The following is an 18,990-nucleotide window of genomic DNA, read 5'->3' as shown; positions in this document are numbered from 1 at the left end:
TTGAGCTCTTTAGCCTGTGCCACCGAGTGTATTGACATCGCCATTACACTGCAAAAAAACAAACTAAATAACATGCGCTGTATTTTCATCTTTCCTCCTTGAAACCAAGCAAAGAGTTGCTTAGTCACGCCACATTAGCGCATCGCGAAAAACTCAAAGAACTTATTTTATGAATAGGATTGCAGTTATTTTAATAGTGAAAAACTATATTAAATAATTTATTAGCCATCTATTTAATATCTTTGTTATTTATTTGGCATTCACTTTTTAATAAATAAAATAATTTTTCATTCTAAGTTTAGATTATGTGCTACTTTAAATTAATCGTGAAAATTTAGAGGGAGGCATTAATGCATTCTTATTATACTAAATTAATAACCATAAATACTATATTAAAAATTATATTTTTGTCTTTTTTAATATTCATGATATTTACTGTGGGCGCTTCATGGAAATATAATGTCAACGATCAGTGGCAAGCTGATGCCGTAGATGTGGAAATGGCTAAAGAATATCGATACGACGAGGCAGTCAATAGGTTGGTAAATGCCAGTACTCGCTTGGCTTCCTCTGAGCGTGTACCCGAAATTGCGCACTCAATGGCAAATGATATGACTAATCAAGAGATAAAGAATTGGCTAAACCAATTTGGCACTGCACAAGTTAATGTTAATTTTAATAAAAAACTCTCCCTTAAAGAAAGTTCTATTGATTGGCTTATTCCTTGGCATGAGTCTCTTTCTCATGTGTTTTTTAGTCAATTTGGCTTTCGTAATAAAGACAGTCGAAATACGCTTAATATTGGCGCCGGGGCTCGTATCGCGCAGGAAGCTTGGATGTACGGTTTTAATACTTTCTATGATAATGATTTTACTGGGCACAACCAACGTATTGGCTTTGGTGTTGAAGCATGGGCTGACTATTTACAATTATCAGCTAATGGTTATTTTCGCCTCAATGGTTGGCACCAGTCCCGTGATTTTTCCGATTATAATGAACGGCCTGTTTCTGGGGGAGACTTGCGAGCAAAGGCTTATTTACCTGCACACCCTCAACTAGGCGGGAAATTAATATATGAGCAATACTCTGGTGAACGAGTCGCTTTATTTGGTAAAGATAATCTACAACGTAACCCTTACGCGGTTACCGCCGGGCTTAATTATACACCAATACCCCTCTTCACTCTTGGTGTTGATCAGCGCATGGGGAAAAGCCGCAAGCATGAAACTCAGTGGAATTTTCAAATGGATTATCGCCTGGGAGAGAGTTTTTACTCACAAGTGAGTTCTTCGGCAATAGCAGGAACACGTTTGCTCACTGAGAGCCGTTATAATCTTGTTGAGCGAAACAATAATATCGTACTGGATTACCAGAAAAAAAATATCCTCAAATTGATATTATCCCCCGTGAAGATTGTTGGCCAACCAGGTCAGAGTTATCCCATTAGCGCACGAGTACAAGCCCAATATGGGGTAAAACATATCGTCTGGAATGATGCGAATTGGGTTGCGGCTGGTGGCAAACTAATACCATTCAGTGCCACGCAGTTCAGTTTACTTTTACCGCCTTACCAGCGCGTGGCCCAAACCGATCAGACTGCTGTTCGTAGCCATGCCGAACAGGCTGCGAACACTTACACTTTGTCGGCGGTTGCTGTTGATGATCACGGGAATCGTTCTAATTCATCAGAATTGACTATCACTATTCAGCAACCCCAATTTTGGATCACATCAGCGGTCATCGGTGATGGTGCGCCAGCGGATGGCCGCACGGCAATAACCGTTGAGTTTACAGTTACCAATGCTGATAAAATGCCCATAGTGGGGAAAGATGTGGTCATCACGGCCAGTCATGGTGCGCTCCCCAGTAAAATAACTGGAAAAACAGAGGGTAATGGGACTGCGCGTATTGCACTAACCAATACGACTGCTGGTCCGTCGATAGTAACTCTGGACGTTGAGGGGCAACAGCAGAGTGTCAATATCCGGTTTACCACTGATTCTGCCCCTGATATAACTCGCTCACGCTTTACTGTCTCTGAGCCAGATATTGTTGCTGACGGCACAATGAGCTCAATACTCTCGTTTGTACCTCTTAATAAAGATAATAATTTTATTAGTGGAATAAAGAATATAGATTTTATTCAAAGTGGTGTCCCGGTGACTATTAGTGCGGTCACGGAAAATATAGATCACTATACTGCCACTCTGACAGGAGATAAGGTGGGCTATGTTACTATTACGCCACAGGTTGATACTCAGGAATTGAGCACATTACAGCAAAAAATAACATTATTCCCAGTACCAAAGATAACCAATATTGCGGTCAATGGCGAACAGTTCGCTACGGATAGAGGGTTCCCGAAAACGGCGTTTGAGAAGGCGACTTTCCAATTAGTGATGAATGACAATATTACTAATAATACTCAGTATGACTGGACATCATCATTCGCAAGCCATGTCGCGGTTAATAATCAAGGACGGGTGACCTTTATCTATAAACCCTTTGGTACATTGACTGTGGCCGCGAAAAGTAAAAAATTCCCGAGTTATACAGTCTCTTATCAATTCAAACCTAATTTATGGATATACTCCACTGGTAAAGGACCGATAACAGCTTTAGAGGCGAGCAGAAAATGCCAGGGTTCGGATCAATCAACACTGATTGATTCCTCACGGGCAACTAATGGGGCACGTGCGCCGGATGGCACGTTGTGGGGAGAATGGGGAAGTTTAACCGACTATGGTTCAGGTTGGTCAGCTGGCGAATATTGGACCAAAAAGACCAGCACAGATTTTATCGTCATGGATATGGCAACAGGTACACTACAGTCACCCTCTGTTACGACGGCACTCCCGCTCTGTGCCAATGGAATATAATCGCCGTGCGATAAAGGGGCTAAATACCAATCTTGCGGCCCAGTAGACTGGCGCCTTTAGATTGACCATCTGGCCCGTACAGTGACTGGCCGTGGCGGGTGTTCAGCACAGCTAATGCTTGAGTGTTATATTCAATATGTTGTTGCAACAACAGCCCATTATGCAGGTTGTTGTATTGAAGGCTTTCAGCCAATTCCATCATCCGCTGCCAGCGTATGGCTAGTTCAGCAACCTTATGATAAGGCGCTTGAATATTGACGGTTTTCTCGGTGGTGAGGCGAGTTTGATCCAGATAAGCCAAGGTAGCCAAGATTGAACTTTTCTGTTCGGTCACACCTTGCAACACGATACCTTGAATCCGACCGGAGCACAGCAATTGTTGCTCTTGCGCTACAACAGCTTTCAGGGATTCGAGAAGTTCAAGTTGTTGGTCTAGATTGGTCTGTAATCTTTCCACCACCAGATATCCTTTTACGATTAACTATTATGGCTTTACTTAACTATTTTTCAGGTCATCGGCGACATTTTTGAGCAGAGCATCGGCAATTTTACCGGTGTCCATAGTCAGTTGGCCTGAGCGAATAGCCTGCTTTAATGTTTCCACACGTTCTACATTGATATCCTGACTGCCCGGTTGCATCAGTTTTGCCTGCGCATCACTCAATTTAACCTCGGTACCGCTTACTGGCGTTTTTGTTTGGGCCGAAGGTTTACGCGTCTGTTGCGCAATATCACTGGTTTCCCGTGGCTGTACTGGTGTTACTGGTAATAGCGGCTGAGTGCGATCAATACTCATGTTGTGGTGCTCCCTTTATAGCGGGATTGGCGTTTATCGACCCGCTATCTTTCAGCAAAAGAATGGCGGGATTGTCACTATTTACCCCGCAAATAACTGCATATTAGTGTTATCGGCAAAGGTTAAAAAAACTTTAATCACTATAACATAATGCGAATTGTGCCATCTTCCGCCACGGTACCACTGACGATTTGACCCGAGGCCATGCGCACCCGAACATTATCTTGAATAGCGCCGTTATTCATGGCCTTGCCATTACTATTAACATTAAATCCTTCGCCTTGCGCTAAGACTTGTACATCTTGCCCGGCTTTTATGAGCCACAGGCGGCGCAGCATATTCCGAGTCAAAGGTTGACCCGCATTGATTTGCCGCAAACTCACCGCCCCTTGGGCAAAATGAGGTTCCAGTAATGCGCCGGGGGGCAGAGTATCGAGCCGGCCTTGTTTCATCTCAATATCCTGCGGGGTAATTTTCGCGCCACTGGCCAGTTGGCGAGCAGCGACAGCATAGTGCCCACTGACCTGTACTTGGGTCTGAATAAAACGGCGCTGACCATCGCAGCGCACCGACAGACTGATATTTCCCCAAGGGCGAGCATTGGTTGGCAGTGTGATTTCGGGCATCTCACATTGCGGCCATTGGCTCTGTGGCGTTTTGATGACAACTTTCACCTGACTCTCTTGGTCGGGATACTGTTGTCGGAAGAATTGATTTACCTGTGCAGATAAATCTGCCGCCACCGCTTGATGTGCCAATGCCTGACTCGCCAGCAGTAGCCCCACAGTTAATGTTATGGCGTCACTTCTTTTTATTGCCATCAATTTTCCTTTTCGCCCCTGCAATCCGCTCAAGCCAGGCTGCTCTTTTATTGCCTACAACCTCTTTTCGCCCACTAGTGTACCTGTACCTCAACAAGGTTAAGGGGATAAATAGCGACGCATTTTGCCCTTATTCTGGCGATAGGCTTCCCTATGCGGCGTTTATGCTGTCGACTCCAAATTCTAACCTTGCGGGGGGACTATGCTCGACAAACTGGACGGTGCTCTGCGTTTTCAACAAGAGGCGCTTAACTTGCGCGCTCAACGACAGGAGATCCTGTCGTCCAATATTGCAAATGCGGATACACCCGGCTTTCAGGCACGTGATATTGATTTCTCCAGCCAACTGAAAAAAGTGATGGAGCAAGGACGTGTCAATGGTACAGGGGTGTCGCTCAGTTTAACGTCAGCCCGTCATATCCCGGCAAGCACAGTTCAGCCGCCTGATCTTGATCTGTTATTCCGCGTCCCCGATCAGCCATCGATGGATGGCAATACAGTGGATATGGACCGTGAACGTACGAATTTTGCCGATAACAGCCTGAAATATCAGACCGATTTGACCGTTCTTGGCGGTCAGATCAAAGGGATGATGTCAGTGTTACAACAAGGATAAGACGTATGTCTTTACTGAATATTTTTGATATTGCCGGTTCCGCATTATCAGCTCAGTCGCAGCGCATGAACGTCAGCGCCAGCAACATGGCTAACGCCGACAGTGTTACTGGCCCAGATGGTCAGCCTTACCGTGCTAAGCAAGTGGTATTTCAGGTCGCGGCTCAGCCGGGGCAGGAAACTGGCGGTGTGCGTGTTGCTCAGGTAGTCGATGATCCGGCTCCAGATCGCTTGGTATTTCAACCGGGTAATCCATTGGCGGATGCCAAGGGGTATGTCCGTATGCCGAATGTCGATGTGACCGGTGAGATGGTCAACACCATCTCGGCTTCGCGCAGCTATCAAGCCAACGTCGAAGTGCTGAATACGACTAAATCTCTAATGCTCAAGACGCTGACCTTGGGTCAATAAAGCATTGGGTCAATAACAGGAGCCTGCATCAATGGCCATTACCAATTCCCTGACAGATAGCGATTACGGTATCACCAGCACCACAGGTACCAGCTCTACCACCGGTAGCGGCAGTACCAGTCAGGATCTGCAAAACAGCTTTCTGACCTTGCTTGTTGCGCAGTTAAAAAATCAGGACCCGACCAACCCAATGCAAAACAACGAGTTGACTACGCAGTTAGCGCAAATCAACACGGTGAGCGGCATTGAAAAGTTGAATACCACTCTGGGTTCTATTTCCGGACAAATCGACAGCAGCCAATCTTTGCAAGCCAGTAGCCTGATTGGTCACGGCGTGATGATCCCGGGCACCAGCATCTTAGCGGGCAGTAAAGATGGCACTGTGACCACCACGCCATTTGGTGTTGAGCTGGAACGTTCAGCAGACAAAGTGACCGCGACTATCAGTGATAGCAATGGTCTGGCCGTGCGCACTATTGAGATAGGCAGCCTGTCTGCGGGGGTGCACGCCTTTACCTGGGATGGCTCACTGGACGCTGGCGGCAATGCGCCAGATGGTGCTTATACCGTGACTATTACCGCCAGCAATGGGGGCGAGTCGCTGGTTGCTACTCCGTTGAGCTACGCCATCGTCAATGGTGTGACCCGCGGTAGCGACGGCTCCAAATTGGACCTTGGTCTGGCAGGAACCATCACGATGGATAAAGTCCGTCAGATTTTGTAAGCCGGTTATCGACATAAACAGCAGTAAACCCACATTACGGTGAGGCAATGATTCGAACTGACTCACCCTTATTTTTAAAAGTGGCATTTGATATGTCATCAATGCTCAAGGTCTTTAACGGGCCTCGAATCTAACGGAGAAGAAAATGGGCTTTTCTCAAGCAGTCAGCGGTTTGAACGCAGCATCCAGTAATCTGGATGTGATCGGTAACAATATCGCCAACACGGCGACCTCAGGTTTTAAAGCCGGCTCAGTTTCTTTTGCCGATATGTTTGCGGGTTCTCAAACCGGTATGGGCGTTAAAGTTGCCGGGATTACTCAGGACTTTAACGACGGCACGCCAACGACGACTAACCGTCGTCTGGATCTGGCCATCAGCCAGAGTGGTTTCTTCCGGATGCAAGATAGCAGCGGTGGCGTATTTTTTGCTCGTAACGGCCAGTTTAAACTTGATGAAAACCGCAATATCGTCAACATGCAGGGGCTGAGCCTGACCGGCTATCCGGCAACAGGTACTCCACCAACCATACAGCAGGGCGCTAACCCGGTTCCTCTGTCTATTCCTCAGGATATGATTGCCGCCAAAGCTACTGTGTCGGGCAACATGGTCGCTAACCTGACCTCAACTCACGATGTCATTACCGCCACTTTTGATCCAGAAAAACCCGACACGTACAGCTTTGTTAATAACATGACGACCTACGACAGTCTGGGTAACCGCCACGTTATCAATGTGTACTATGTGAAAACGGCGGAAGATGCCGCCAATGGCAACACTTGGGCGGTGTACACCAAAGACAGCAGCGCCACTCTGGCTGACGCAACCAAACCCTTTGACCCGGCTGACCCAGCGGCGGCATCCCTGCGTGGCACGATGGTATTTGATACCAATGGCGCATTGAAAACAGTAGCGAATGGCGGCGGTGTAGCCAGCGCGACTAACTTCAATATGACGATCCCGATGGGCGTGGTTAACGGTGCTCCAGCACAAACTTTCGCACTGAATGTGGGTGGCAGCAAACAGCAGAATACCGGGACTGACGGTATCGTGACCCAGAATCAGACCGGTTACGCTGCGGGTGAGTTCACTGGTTTCCAGATCAATAACGACGGTTCTGTGGTAGGTACTTATTCGAACCAACAGACCCAACTGCTCGGTCAAATCGTGCTGGTTAACTTCTCCAACCCTGAAGGTTTATCTCCAGAGGGCGATAACGTCTGGAAGGAAACCAAATCTTCCGGTAATCCCATTCTCGGTACTGCGGGTGGTGGTGGTTTCGGTACTTTGACCAGTGGCGCATTGGAATCTTCTAACGTGGATTTGAGTAAAGAACTGGTGAACATGATCGTGGCGCAGCGTAACTATCAGTCCAACGCCCAGACCATCAAAACTCAGGATCAGATCTTACAAACTCTGGTTAACCTGCGTTAATCGAACTGACGGGATAAGCTCATGGATCACGCAATATATACCGCGATGGGCGCCGCGCGGCAGTCATTAGAGCTGCAAGCGGTGACCGCGAATAACTTGGCTAACGCCTCTACGCCGGGTTTTCGTGCGCAGTTGGCGGCCATGCGCGCCGTACCTATCGACGGGCCGAGTATGGCCACGCGCACCTTGGTCACGGCATCGACCCCGGGAGTAGATATCAGCCAGGGGACGATGAATTACAGTGGTCGTCCGTTGGATGTTGCTTTGCAGCAAGATGGTTATCTGGCGGTGCAACTGCCCGATGGCACTGAGGCCTATACCCGCAACGGTAACATTCAGGTTGGGGCTAACGGGCAAATGACCGTGCAGGGTTATCCATTAATGGGTGACAACGGCCCGATCGAAGTGCCTCCTCAGGCGGCGGTGACCATCGCAGCTGATGGCACCATCTCGGCACTGAATGCCGGTGACTCACCCAATACTATCGCCCAGCTCGGCCAAATTAAACGGGTCAGAGCCACGGCGGGTGAAGTGATGCATGGCGATGACGGTTTGTTCCATTTGACACCTGCGGCGCAACAGGCCCGTGGTGCTCAGTTGGCCAACGATCCGTTGATTAAAATCATGCCGGGTGTGCTGGAGGGCAGTAACGTGAAGGCGGTTGAAGCGATGACCGACATGATTGCCAATGCCCGCAGTTTCGAAATGCAGATGAAAGTCATCCACAGTGTGGATGAAAACGAACAGCGCGCTAATCAGCTGTTAGCAATGAGCTAAGCGCGCAGGCGCAGAGGAATAAACTGATGATCCGATCACTATGGATTGCCAAAACCGGCTTGGATGCACAACAGACCAATATGGATGTTATCGCCAACAACTTGGCGAACGTTAGTACCAATGGCTTTAAACGCCAGCGGGCGGTGTTTGAGGATTTGTTGTATCAAACGATGCGCCAGCCGGGAGCACAATCTTCCGAGCAGACCACGTTGCCATCGGGTTTGCAGATTGGTACGGGTGTGCGCCCGGTCGCCACTGAGCGTTTGCACAGTCAGGGCAACCTATCCAAGACCGATAACAGCAAAGATATCGCCATCAAAGGTGAAGGGTTCTTTCAGGTGCAGATGCCTGATGGCACCAATGCCTATACCCGTGATGGTTCTTTTCAGGTTGACCAAAATGGTCAGTTAGTGACCTCCGGCGGTTTTCAGGTACAACCGGCGATTACTATTCCAGCCAATGCCTTAAGCATGACGGTAGGGCGTGATGGGATAGTGAGTGTCACTTTGCAAGGGCAAACCGCCACCCAACAAGTTGGGCAACTGACACTGACCACCTTTATCAATAACAGTGGTCTGGAAAGTGTGGGCGAGAACCTGTATCAGGAAACTGCCAGCTCCGGCGCACCTAATGATTCAACCCCAGGTCTAAACGGCGCGGGCTTGTTGTATCAGGGGTATGTGGAAACTTCTAACGTCAATGTGGCGGAAGAGTTGGTCAACATGATCCAGACGCAGCGCGCCTATGAAATCAACAGTAAAGCGGTTTCAACTTCCGATCAGATGTTGCAGAAACTGACACAGCTGTAAATCCGCTCTCGGGGGGCAATAGCGCCCCCTGATAGCCGCAGAATAATAAGTATTCGGGGCTGACCTTGCCAGCCTCTAACAGGTTACAGGATCGATAATCAGAAATGGATACATCGCCGCTGCGAAAATTAGGTGAGTTGAGATGGGTGGGTGCGCCATTGATGGCGATGCTACTGCTCAATGGTTGCGCGTATATTCCGCATAAACCACTGGTGGATGGCACTACGTCTGCCCAGCCAGCCCCCGCCAGTGCGCCACTGCCGAATGGCTCTATTTTCCAGGCTGCCCAGCCGATGAATTATGGTTATCAGCCGCTATTCGAAGACCGGCGTCCACGTAACGTCGGTGACACACTGACGATCACCTTGCAGGAAAATGTCAGTGCCAGCAAAAGCTCTTCAGCCAATGCCAGCCGAAATGGCTCCAGCAAATTTGGTGTCGCGACTGCGCCTCGTTATTTAGAAGGATTATTGGGTAACGCGCGGGCTGATATGGATATTTCTGGTGACAACACCTTTGGTGGCAAGGGTGGGGCGAATGCCAATAACACCTTTAATGGCACCATCACCGTTACTGTTAATCAAGTGCTGGCTAACGGCAACTTGCATGTAGTGGGTGAGAAACAGATCGCCATCAATCAGGGAACTGAATTTATTCGCTTCTCTGGGGTAGTCAACCCACGCACCATCAGCGGCAGCAATACCGTGACCTCAACACAGGTTGCCGATGCGCGCATCGAGTATGTGGGTAATGGTTATATCAATGAAGCGCAAACCATGGGCTGGTTGCAGCGGTTCTTCCTTAATATTTCGCCGTACTAAGAGGCCCATCAATGCGTAAAACGTCACTTATCACATTATTTGTTGTACCGCTTTTGGCGCTATTTTCGCTGCTGTCATTACCGGCTTCGGCTGAGCGTATCCGCGATTTAGTGACCGTTCAGGGAGTGCGTGATAACGCATTGATCGGCTATGGCCTGGTGGTGGGTTTGGATGGCTCGGGTGACCAGACCATGCAGACGCCATTTACCACACAGAGCTTGAGTAACATGCTGTCGCAGCTGGGTATTACTGTACCGCCGGGCACCAATATGCAGCTTAAAAACGTGGCTGCGGTGATGGTCACGGCTAAGTTGCCAGCATTTTCCCGTGCCGGGCAAACCATTGATGTCGTGGTTTCCTCGATGGGGAACGCCAAAAGTATCCGTGGCGGCACCTTGCTGATGACTCCGCTAAAAGGGGTCGATAATCAGGTTTATGCGCTGGCGCAGGGTAACGTATTAGTCGGCGGTGCCGGGGCTTCCTCTGGTGGTAGCAGTGTGCAGGTCAACCAATTGACCGGTGGGCGCATTAGCAATGGCGCGACCATTGAACGTGAATTGCCGACCACCTTTGGTACTGACGGCGTTATTAATCTTCAATTGAATAACGAAGATTTCACCATGGCACAGCAGGTCAGTGATGCCATTAACCGTCAACGTGGCTTTGGTTCTGCGACCGCCATTGATGCCCGTACCATTCAGGTTTTAGTGCCGCGCGGTAGTAGCTCGCAAGTCCGTTTCTTGGCTGATATTCAAAATATCCCGGTCAATGTGGATGCCGGTGATGCCAAGGTGATTATCAACTCCCGTACCGGCTCGGTGGTGATGAACCGCAATGTGGTGCTGGACTCTTGCGCGGTGGCTCAGGGGAATCTGTCCGTGGTGGTCGACAAGCAAAATACGGTCAGCCAGCCTGATACCCCTTTTGGTGGCGGTCAGACCGTGGTGACACCGAATACCCAGATTTCCGTGCAGCAGCAAGGCGGAGTATTGCAGCGAGTGAATGCTAGCCCGAATCTGAATAATGTGGTCCGCGCCTTGAATTCCCTAGGGGCAACGCCTATCGATTTGATGTCTATCTTGCAGGCGATGCAAAGTGCTGGCTGCTTACGGGCTAAATTGGAAATTATCTAATGAGTGATTTGATGGCGATGTCCGGGGCGGCTTATGACGCTCAATCACTGAATACATTGAAACGTGATGCGGTCAGAGATCCGCAGGGGAACCTAAAACAGGTGGCCCAGCAGGTCGAGGGGATGTTTGTGCAGATGATGCTCAAAAGCATGCGCTCTGCCTTGCCGCAAGATGGCGTCATGAACAGTGATCAAACCCGGCTTTATACTTCTATGTATGACCAGCAAATCGCTCAGCAAATGTCGGTCAAAGGGTTGGGGCTGGCGGATATGATGGTGGAGCAGCTTTCTGGCACTACCTCACCAAGTGAAAACGCGGGCACGGTACCTATGATGCTGGACAATGAAGTCCTGCAAACTCTGCCCGCGCAAGCCTTGGAGCAAATGGTGCGTCGGGCTATGCCGACGCCGCCGACCAACAGCTCAGCATCACTGCCACAAGGCACGGGTAGTTTCGTCGCGCGCATGTCTATCCCCGCGCAGATTGCCAGTCAGCAAAGTGGTATTCCTCATCAGCTCATTGTGGCGCAGGCCGCACTGGAGTCAGGTTGGGGCCAGCGTGAAATTCCAACGGCGGATGGCAAGACCAGCTATAACGTGTTTGGTATCAAAGCAGGCAGTAACTGGGATGGCCCGGTCAGTGAGATAACCACCACCGAATACGAGCAAGGGGTAGCGAAGAAAACCAAAGCCCGCTTCCGGGTTTACGGCTCTTACGTCGAAGCTATCAGTGATTATGTCAAATTACTGACCCAAAACCCGCGCTATGCCAATGTTGCTGCAGCACAAAGCCCTGAACAAGGCGCACATGCCCTGCAACAAGCTGGTTACGCCACCGACCCACAATATGCGCAAAAATTGGTCAGTGTTATTCAGCAAATGAAGAATGCGGGGGAGCAGGCGGTGAAAGCTTATAGTAGCGACTTAAGCCAGTTATTTTGATAAATAGATATTTTGATTGTAATTAAAGCCGAGTTTGGACCCACATTTTTACTCAAGTTATCAAAAGTCTGGTCGATAACCTTAATAGGCTGTGCGGGGGCTTCGGTTTCCTCAGGCAGTATCCCAATATTAATAAACGCAGGTTCGCGCGTGTTATCGCCTGCTGTAAAAGGATTTCTTCATGTCCAATAGTTTAATGAATACTGCGATGAGTGGTCTGAGCGCAGCACAATATGCCCTGAGCACCGTCAGTAATAACATCAGCAATTACCAAGTCGCGGGCTATAACCGCCAGAACACTATTTTTGCTCAAAGCGGCGGTACACTAAGTCCGGCAGGATTTGTTGGTAATGGTGTCACAGTGACGGGTGTGAATCGCGAATATAACTCCTTTATTACCAACCAATTGCGTTCAGCTCAGACCCAGAGCAGTGGGTTAACCACCTATTATCAGCAAGTTTCACAAATTGATAATTTGCTGTCTAACTCTTCCAATAATCTCTCGGTCACAATGCAAGACTTCTTCAGCAATTTGCAAAACTTAGTCAGTAATGCAGGTGACGATGCGGCGCGAAAAACCGTGCTGGGTAAGGCGGAAGGCTTGGTTAATCAGTTCCAGAATGCGGATAAGTACCTGCGTGACATGGATAATGGTGTCAACCAAAAGATTACTGAAAGTGTTACTAAGATTAATAACTATGCCGATCAAATCGCCAAGTTAAATGACCAAATTACCCGTCTACGCGGCAGCAGTGGCAGCGAACCGAACGCACTACTTGATCAGCGTGATCAACTGGTAACCGAGCTGAATCAGATTGTGGGAGTGACTGTTACTCAACAAGATGGCGATGCTTATAACGTCTCCTTTGCTAACGGTTTGCCTTTGGTTCAGGGACCAAGTTCTTATCATGTTGAAGCGATACCTTCTAGCGCTGATGCCACCCGATTAGCCATTGGCTACAAATATGGTAGTGGTACAACACTGGAAGTGGATGAAAGTCGTCTGATGACCGGTAGCCTTGGCGGTACCTTGAAATTTCGGAGTGAAGCTCTGGATAGCGCCCGTAACCAATTAGGTCAATTGGCACTGGTGATGGCGGATAGCTTCAATACTCAACATAAAGCCGGGTTTGATGCCAACGGAGATGCCGGTACTGACTTCTTTAGTTTTGCCGATCCTACTGTGCTGAAAAATGCTAGAAATCAGGGGGATGCAAGCCTGACCGTCGCTTACACCGACACCTCCAAAGTCCAAGCCAGTGACTATAGCGTTGAGTTCGATGGCACTGACTGGCAAGTGACGCGTTTGTCAGATAATACCAAAGTTCCGGCAAATCCGGTGAAAGATGCCAGTGGCAAAACCACCGGTTTAAGTTTTGATGGTGTTGCCGTCACTATTGATAACGGCACTGCAGGAGCAGAAGCCAGAGATAAATTCACCGTAAAAACGGTGTCTAATGTGGCCGCCAATTTTCAGGTAGCGATTACAGATTCCAGTAAAATTGCGGCTGCCGGTACCGCAGACGGTGGTGAGAGTGACAACGTCAATGCTAAAGCTTTATTAGATCTACAAACTCAAAAATTGGTGGGTGGTAAAGCAACACTTTCTGGTGCTTACGCCGGGTTAGTCAGTAACGTCGGTAACCAGACCAATACCGCGAAAACCAACAGTACCGCGCAAGCCAATATTGTGACTCAGTTGACGGCCGAACAGCAGTCTATTTCCGGGGTGAACCTGGATGAAGAGTATGGCGATTTACAGCGCTTCCAACAATATTACTTAGCCAATGCGCAAGTTATGCAAACCGCATCAACCCTGTTTGATGCGCTGCTGAGTATTCGTGGCTAAATTTTTTGGCGGCGGCAGAATGATGCGCCGCCACTTATCTTATTTCGAGTTAAGTCAGTCTATTGCTGACTTAACTGTTGCTAAAAGGAACTGACATTGTGCGCTTAAGTACCAGCATGATTTATCAGCAAACTATGCAGGGCGTCACCAATGCCCAATCCCTTTGGATGCAGTCGGGTCAACAACTCTCTACCGGTAAGCGCGTGGTTAACCCGTCGGATGATCCGATGGCGGCATCCCAAGCTGTGATGGTGTCGCAAGCTCAATCAGAAAATAATCAATATGCATTAGCGCGTAGCTTTGCCCGCAACGAGTTGTCGCAGGAGACTAAAACGCTAGAGCAAGTTACCAGCACCATTCAGTCAATCCAGAGCATTATCATCAGTGCCAAAAGTGACATTTTGAGTGACGATGATCGCGCCTCCTATGCGACTCAGTTACAGGGTTTAAAAGATCAGTTACTCAACCAGGCTAACTCCACCAATGGCAATGGTCGCTACGCTTTTGCCGCTTTTAAAAGTGACAAACCACCCTTTGTGATGAGTGCGACGGGTGAAGTCACTTATCAAGGTGGTGATGTCGCGATTGAGCAAAAAGTAGATGCTAGCCGCTCGATGACAGTAGGGCATACCGGTTCCAGTGTGTTTATGGCGCTGACCAGTAATGCAAAACCAGAGCCTGATGATGTCAATGGTGTTCCAGTTGCCGCTGAAGCCAATGTCTTTAATACCATCGATACTGTTTTAAAATCGTTGAAGACGCCATTGAGTGGGGCGACGGATGCGGTTAAGGATCAGGCGACAGCGGATATGGATAAAGGTATTCGTGGTATGGCTAACTCATTGAATAATATACTTTCTGTTCAAGCTGAAGTGGGCACGCAACTGCAAGAGCTAGATAACCTTGATAGCCTGGGTAGTGACCGTACATTGAGCAATAAGCAGCGATTAAGTGATTTAGTTGATGTGGATTGGACGTCAGCTATCTCCTCATATGTCATGCAGCAAGCCGCATTACAGGCTTCCTACACCACATTCACCAATATGCAGGGCATGTCTCTGTTCCAACTGAATAAATAAACCGTCTTCTGCCTGTGGGGTTCGCCCCACAGTCTCTCTCCTAACTTGCCAGTCCACTCAATACACCTGCCAAACGGTCAAAAAACTCACTAAACAGATGCTCTGAAAAGGGTGCCAGTAGCGGCATAATTAAACCAAGAGAAATAATGCCGACCGTCAAGGTCAGCGGGAAACCGATAACAAACACAGAAAGTTGCGGTGTCATGCGGTTGAGCATGCCCAGCGCCATGTTGAGAGTGAGCAGTAGGGTAATGAGGGGCAATGCCAGCATCAGTCCATTCATAAAGATCAAGGAACCGGCCTGTGTTAATGCCAGGAATCCATTGCCATTCAGTGGTTCGAACTGAATAGGTAAGGTATGGAAACTGTCGGCCAGCAGTGAAATTAGCCACAGATGGCCGTCGAACGCGAGGAATAACAGCATCGCCAGCAAGTTTAGCAAACGGGCGAGCACCGGCATATTCGGCCCGCCGGAGGGGTCAAAGAAGGTGGCAAAAGAGAGCCCCATTTGTAACCCAATCACCTCACCGGCCAGCCGGACAGCGGCAAAGGCAAACTGCATGGTTAAACCGATGGCGACGCCAATCAATACCTGTTGGGCTGCTACCCACACCGCACCGGCAGAGACCAATGGAATATTGACCGGCGGTAGCGAGGGAGCAATCAGAAAAGTAATTAACACCGCTAAACCGACTTTGACTTTGCGGTTTATCTGCTTCTCGCTTAATACGGGGGCGGTAGTGATCAGGGCCAATACCCGGACTAACGGCCAGAAATATTGGCTGACCCAGATGCTGAGTTGGGTGGTATCGAGAGAAAGCATATTAGCCAATCAACGTTGGCAGGCTGGTAAACAAATTACGCATGTAATCAAGAATCAAGCTCAGCATCCATGGGCCAGCAATAACCATGGTCGCGAAAACCGCCAAAATTTTCGGGATAAATGACAAGGTCATTTCGTTAATCTGCGTGGCGGCCTGCAACAAGCTGACAATTAAGCCGCTTATCAGGGCAGCTAATAGCAGTGGAGCGGCCAGTGCAAGGGCGATTTTCATTGCCTCGACGCCGAGTGCCATTACCGATTCAGGTGTCATGACGTATCTACCTCTTGCCTAACCGTGATTACAAATAACAGTGTTTTCAGCTAAATAGCATCAGCTATAGAAACTTTGCGCCAGTGAACCCAGCAACAGTTGCCAACCATCAACTAAAACAAACAGCATCAACTTGAAGGGGAGCGAGATACTGGCCGGCGGAACCATCATCATCCCCAGGGCCATCAGTACGCTGGCCACCACCAGATCGATAATCAAAAAAGGAATAAAAACGGTAAAACCGATTTGGAAAGCTGTTTTCAGCTCACTGGTGACATAGGCGGGCAGCAGGATCCGCATCGGGACCACTTCTGGCCCTTCCAGTGCCGGTATATTGGCTAAGCGGGCATAGAGTGCCAGGTCTGATTCACGGGTTTGACGCAGCATAAATTCACGCAGCGGCTGCGAGCCTTTATCCATCGCCACTTCCATACTTATCTTGTCCTGACTAAAGGGCAGATAAGCATCTTGATAAACTTTGTCGAATACCGGCGACATAATAAAGAAGGTCAAAAATAGCGCTAAACCCAGCATGACCTGATTCGGTGGTGCTGAGGGGGTACCCAGTGCGTTACGCAGCAAACCCAACACAATAATGATGCGCGTAAAACTGGTCATCATCAGTAAGGCGGCGGGCAGAAAACTCAGGGTGGTAATAAAGACTAATGTCTGTACCGGTAGCGACCAACTTTGCCCACCATTGGCCAAGGGTTGGCTGATAATGCCAGGCAATTGGGCCAATGCTGCCGGGGAGCAGAGCAGGGTGAGTAGCAACAGGGGAGCTTTATTCATTAGCGGACGCAGAGACATCATGCCGATTTTTCCGGATGTTTCAGTAGCTTGTTCAGTAGTTGGCGAAAATCAGCCGGTTTCGCACTATTTGGCGATGACTCGGGACTTGCTTCATCAACGGGTGGGCGGGGCAGAGTATGAAGTTGGGTGACATTTTGCGCGGTAACGCCTAATACCAACCAGGTATTGTCGACTTCCACAATCACGACCCGTTCGCGTTGACCGACCTGACAGCTAGCCCGGACATTCAATAACTTATTGTTGCGCGCCTGCGGTGCAAAACCTAAGCGACGAACCAACCACGCGCCGCACAAAATCAGCAGGAGAATGCCACCTAATACGCTGCCGACTTGTGTTAATACCGTGCCAGCGGGCATTGCTGGTGCAGTTTGCTGCGAAGCGACGCCCGGATGACTGGCAGCAAATCCGGTAACCGGTGTCTGCGCTGTAGTTAATGGACTGACAACTGCTGGGTTAACAACTGCTGGGTTAACAATCGATGAGTTAACAACCGGCTGATTAACTGCCGGTGTATTAACGGCCACCGGCACATCAGATGCAGTGGTCGAATCCGTTGCTGTCACGGTCTGTGCTGCGGTCATTAGCGACTCAGACGACGCATACGTTCTGACGGGGTAATGATGTCGGTGATACGTACGCCGTATTTATCTGCCACCACCACCACTTCACCCTGAGCAATCAGATAACCGTTAATCAGAATATCCAGTGGCTCGCCCGCCAGACCATCAAGGGAAACCACCGAGCCTTGGGACAAGCGCAGCAACTCTTTGATCGTCATTTTGGTGCGACCTAACTCAACAGTCAGCTTCACCGGGATATCCAGAATTAAATCGATATCCTGTAGGTTACCCAGTCCATCTGGCGCTTCCAGTGATTTAAATACGCCTTCGGTGGTGGCCGCTGGCTTATCCGCTGCTTGCTGCTCATTAAACGCATCAGCCCACAGGTCGTCCACGGATTCCTTTCCATCGTCAGACGGAAGCTTAGGGTCACTCATTGGGCTGTTCCTCATTCAGAGCATTCAAAATAGGGTTAATCAAATGTTCAACACGTAGGGCATATTGCCCGTTTAATGTCCCGTACTGACTGGTCAGTACCGGTACGCCGTCGACATGACCAATCAGTCGATCCGGTTTATCAATCGGCAGCACATCCCCGGGTTGCAGCTTGAGTATCTGCGACAGTCTTAGCGGGATATCTACAAAGTTTGCGACCAGCTCCAGCTCGGAATGCTGAACTTGCTTGACCAGTGTTTCACGCCAATGGCTATCTTCCTGACGGGAGTTCTCCAGTGGCGGGTTGGTCAGCAGCTCACGCAATGGCTCGATCATGGCGAACGGAATACAGATGTTAAACTCACCACTCAACGCACCGATTTCCACATGGAAAGGTGTGGTGACCACGATATCGTTAGGGGAGGTGGTGATATTGGTAAATTTCACCTGTATTTCGGAACGAACATATTCCACATCTATTTTATAGATAGGTGCCCAGGCGTCGCGGTAAGCATCCAGCGCCAGCCGCAGCATCCGGTTGATCACGCGTTGTTCGGTGTGGGTAAACTCACGACCTTCTACTTTAGTCGGGAAACGGCCATCGCCACCAAACAAGTTATCTACAGCAATAAACACCAAACTCGGTGCGAAAACGAACAGCGCAGTGCCGCGTAATGGCTTCAGATGGATCAAGTTGAGGTTAGTCGGAACTGGCAGATTTCGAGCAAAATCATGATATGGCTGAATTTTAATCGGGCCAACCGTGATGTCTGGGCTGCGACGTAACAGGTTAAACAGCCCCATTCGGAACTGGCGGGCAAACCGCTCATTAATGATCTCCAGCGCATGTAGCCGTTCACGGACTACACGGCGCTGGGTCGTTGGATCATAAGGTTTAACGTCTGTCTCGCTTCCCGTTACAGCTTCAGGTTCTTCACCACCGCTGTCACCGTTTAACAGTGCGTCAATCTCTGCTTGTGAAAGAATGCTATCGCCCATAA

The 18,990-nt window shown here is 49.1% G+C and carries 21 protein-coding genes; 12 read left to right on the top strand and 9 right to left on the bottom strand.

Annotation, left to right across the window (positions count from 1 at the left end):
* Window positions 1-350: 350 nt before the first annotated feature.
* The gene (inv, locus tag N0H69_RS16355; RefSeq protein WP_050151312.1) at window positions 351-2,879 is read left to right on the top strand and encodes an inverse autotransporter invasin Inv; all 2,529 of its coding nucleotides are present in this window, start codon (window positions 351-353) and stop codon (window positions 2,877-2,879) included.
* Window positions 2,880-2,898: 19 nt separating this feature from the next.
* Here inv and N0H69_RS16350 read toward each other — a convergent pair whose 3' ends face one another.
* From N0H69_RS16350 to flgA, 3 genes are all read right to left on the bottom strand, one after another.
* Window positions 2,899-3,339: a flagellar protein FlgN gene (locus tag N0H69_RS16350; protein ID WP_050121950.1), complete on the bottom strand. Its 441-nt coding sequence runs from the start codon at window positions 3,337-3,339 to the stop codon at window positions 2,899-2,901.
* Window positions 3,340-3,375: 36 nt separating this feature from the next.
* Window positions 3,376-3,675, bottom strand: coding sequence for a flagellar biosynthesis anti-sigma factor FlgM (gene flgM / locus N0H69_RS16345; RefSeq protein ID WP_050106684.1), 300 nt, complete (start codon window positions 3,673-3,675; stop codon window positions 3,376-3,378).
* Window positions 3,676-3,815: 140 nt separating this feature from the next.
* On the bottom strand, window positions 3,816-4,496 hold the full coding sequence (flgA, locus tag N0H69_RS16340) for a flagellar basal body P-ring formation chaperone FlgA (RefSeq protein WP_050151311.1): 681 nt from the start codon (window positions 4,494-4,496) through the stop codon (window positions 3,816-3,818).
* A gap of 202 nt (window positions 4,497-4,698) precedes the next feature.
* On the opposite strand from flgA, the gene flgB reads away from it, so the two are divergent.
* The 11 genes from flgB to flgL all read left to right on the top strand — a co-directional run bounded on the left by flgB (window position 4,699) and on the right by flgL (window position 15,087).
* On the top strand, window positions 4,699-5,112 hold the full coding sequence (gene flgB / locus N0H69_RS16335) for a flagellar basal body rod protein FlgB (RefSeq protein WP_004392144.1): 414 nt from the start codon (window positions 4,699-4,701) through the stop codon (window positions 5,110-5,112).
* A gap of 5 nt (window positions 5,113-5,117) precedes the next feature.
* The gene (flgC, locus tag N0H69_RS16330; protein WP_004708157.1) at window positions 5,118-5,522 is read left to right on the top strand and encodes a flagellar basal body rod protein FlgC; all 405 of its coding nucleotides are present in this window, start codon (window positions 5,118-5,120) and stop codon (window positions 5,520-5,522) included.
* Window positions 5,523-5,553: 31 nt separating this feature from the next.
* Window positions 5,554-6,246, top strand: a complete 693-nt coding sequence (gene flgD, locus N0H69_RS16325) for a flagellar hook assembly protein FlgD (RefSeq protein WP_050106682.1) — start codon at window positions 5,554-5,556, stop codon at window positions 6,244-6,246.
* Between the two features lie 145 nt (window positions 6,247-6,391).
* A complete protein-coding gene (gene flgE, locus N0H69_RS16320) occupies window positions 6,392-7,678 on the top strand; it encodes a flagellar hook protein FlgE (RefSeq protein WP_050151310.1) in 1,287 nt (428 codons plus the stop codon).
* A gap of 21 nt (window positions 7,679-7,699) precedes the next feature.
* A complete protein-coding gene (gene flgF, locus N0H69_RS16315; RefSeq protein WP_050106680.1) occupies window positions 7,700-8,455 on the top strand; it encodes a flagellar basal-body rod protein FlgF in 756 nt (251 codons plus the stop codon).
* A gap of 26 nt (window positions 8,456-8,481) precedes the next feature.
* Complete coding sequence (gene flgG, locus N0H69_RS16310; RefSeq protein ID WP_050106679.1) at window positions 8,482-9,264, top strand: flagellar basal-body rod protein FlgG; 783 nt, start codon at window positions 8,482-8,484, stop codon at window positions 9,262-9,264.
* A 104-nt stretch (window positions 9,265-9,368) separates the two neighbouring features.
* Window positions 9,369-10,085: a flagellar basal body L-ring protein FlgH gene (gene flgH, locus N0H69_RS16305; RefSeq protein WP_050129671.1), complete on the top strand. Its 717-nt coding sequence runs from the start codon at window positions 9,369-9,371 to the stop codon at window positions 10,083-10,085.
* 11 nt (window positions 10,086-10,096) lie between these two features.
* Window positions 10,097-11,218 (top strand): flagellar basal body P-ring protein FlgI, encoded by a 1,122-nt coding sequence (locus tag N0H69_RS16300; protein WP_050151309.1) that lies wholly within the window; start codon window positions 10,097-10,099, stop codon window positions 11,216-11,218.
* Complete coding sequence (gene flgJ, locus N0H69_RS16295) at window positions 11,218-12,159, top strand: flagellar assembly peptidoglycan hydrolase FlgJ (protein ID WP_050151308.1); 942 nt, start codon at window positions 11,218-11,220, stop codon at window positions 12,157-12,159. Before N0H69_RS16300 ends, flgJ begins: the two co-directional genes overlap by 1 nt.
* A 181-nt stretch (window positions 12,160-12,340) precedes the next feature.
* Entirely contained in the window at window positions 12,341-14,008 is a 1,668-nt protein-coding gene (flgK, locus tag N0H69_RS16290; protein WP_050151307.1) for a flagellar hook-associated protein FlgK, read from the top strand.
* A gap of 98 nt (window positions 14,009-14,106) precedes the next feature.
* A complete protein-coding gene (gene flgL / locus N0H69_RS16285; protein WP_050151306.1) occupies window positions 14,107-15,087 on the top strand; it encodes a flagellar hook-associated protein FlgL in 981 nt (326 codons plus the stop codon).
* A 40-nt stretch (window positions 15,088-15,127) separates the two neighbouring features.
* Here the strand turns inward: flgL and fliR are convergent, their stop codons facing one another.
* Genes fliR through fliM form a run of 6 tightly spaced genes read right to left on the bottom strand, consistent with a single transcriptional unit; the run spans window position 15,128 to window position 18,988 of the window.
* Window positions 15,128-15,910, bottom strand: coding sequence for a flagellar biosynthetic protein FliR (gene fliR / locus N0H69_RS16280; RefSeq protein WP_050151305.1), 783 nt, complete (start codon window positions 15,908-15,910; stop codon window positions 15,128-15,130).
* Window position 15,911: 1 nt separating this feature from the next.
* A complete protein-coding gene (gene fliQ / locus N0H69_RS16275; RefSeq protein WP_050075376.1) occupies window positions 15,912-16,181 on the bottom strand; it encodes a flagellar biosynthesis protein FliQ in 270 nt (89 codons plus the stop codon).
* Window positions 16,182-16,241: 60 nt separating this feature from the next.
* On the bottom strand, window positions 16,242-16,994 hold the full coding sequence (fliP, locus tag N0H69_RS16270) for a flagellar type III secretion system pore protein FliP (protein WP_050106672.1): 753 nt from the start codon (window positions 16,992-16,994) through the stop codon (window positions 16,242-16,244).
* Complete coding sequence (gene fliO / locus N0H69_RS16265; protein WP_050151304.1) at window positions 16,991-17,575, bottom strand: flagellar biosynthetic protein FliO; 585 nt, start codon at window positions 17,573-17,575, stop codon at window positions 16,991-16,993. Before fliO ends, fliP begins: the two co-directional genes overlap by 4 nt.
* Window positions 17,575-17,991 (bottom strand): flagellar motor switch protein FliN, encoded by a 417-nt coding sequence (fliN, locus tag N0H69_RS16260; protein ID WP_050106670.1) that lies wholly within the window; start codon window positions 17,989-17,991, stop codon window positions 17,575-17,577. The genes fliO and fliN overlap by 1 nt, the downstream gene beginning before the upstream one ends.
* The gene (fliM, locus tag N0H69_RS16255; RefSeq protein ID WP_050106669.1) at window positions 17,984-18,988 is read right to left on the bottom strand and encodes a flagellar motor switch protein FliM; all 1,005 of its coding nucleotides are present in this window, start codon (window positions 18,986-18,988) and stop codon (window positions 17,984-17,986) included. The genes fliN and fliM overlap by 8 nt, the downstream gene beginning before the upstream one ends.
* Window positions 18,989-18,990 lie beyond the last annotated feature (2 nt).

Origin of the sequence: Yersinia alsatica (assembly GCF_025133195.1) — a bacterium.
Lineage (GTDB): Bacteria > Pseudomonadota > Gammaproteobacteria > Enterobacterales > Enterobacteriaceae > Yersinia > Yersinia alsatica.
This window is presented reverse-complemented; position numbering and strand designations above follow the sequence as displayed.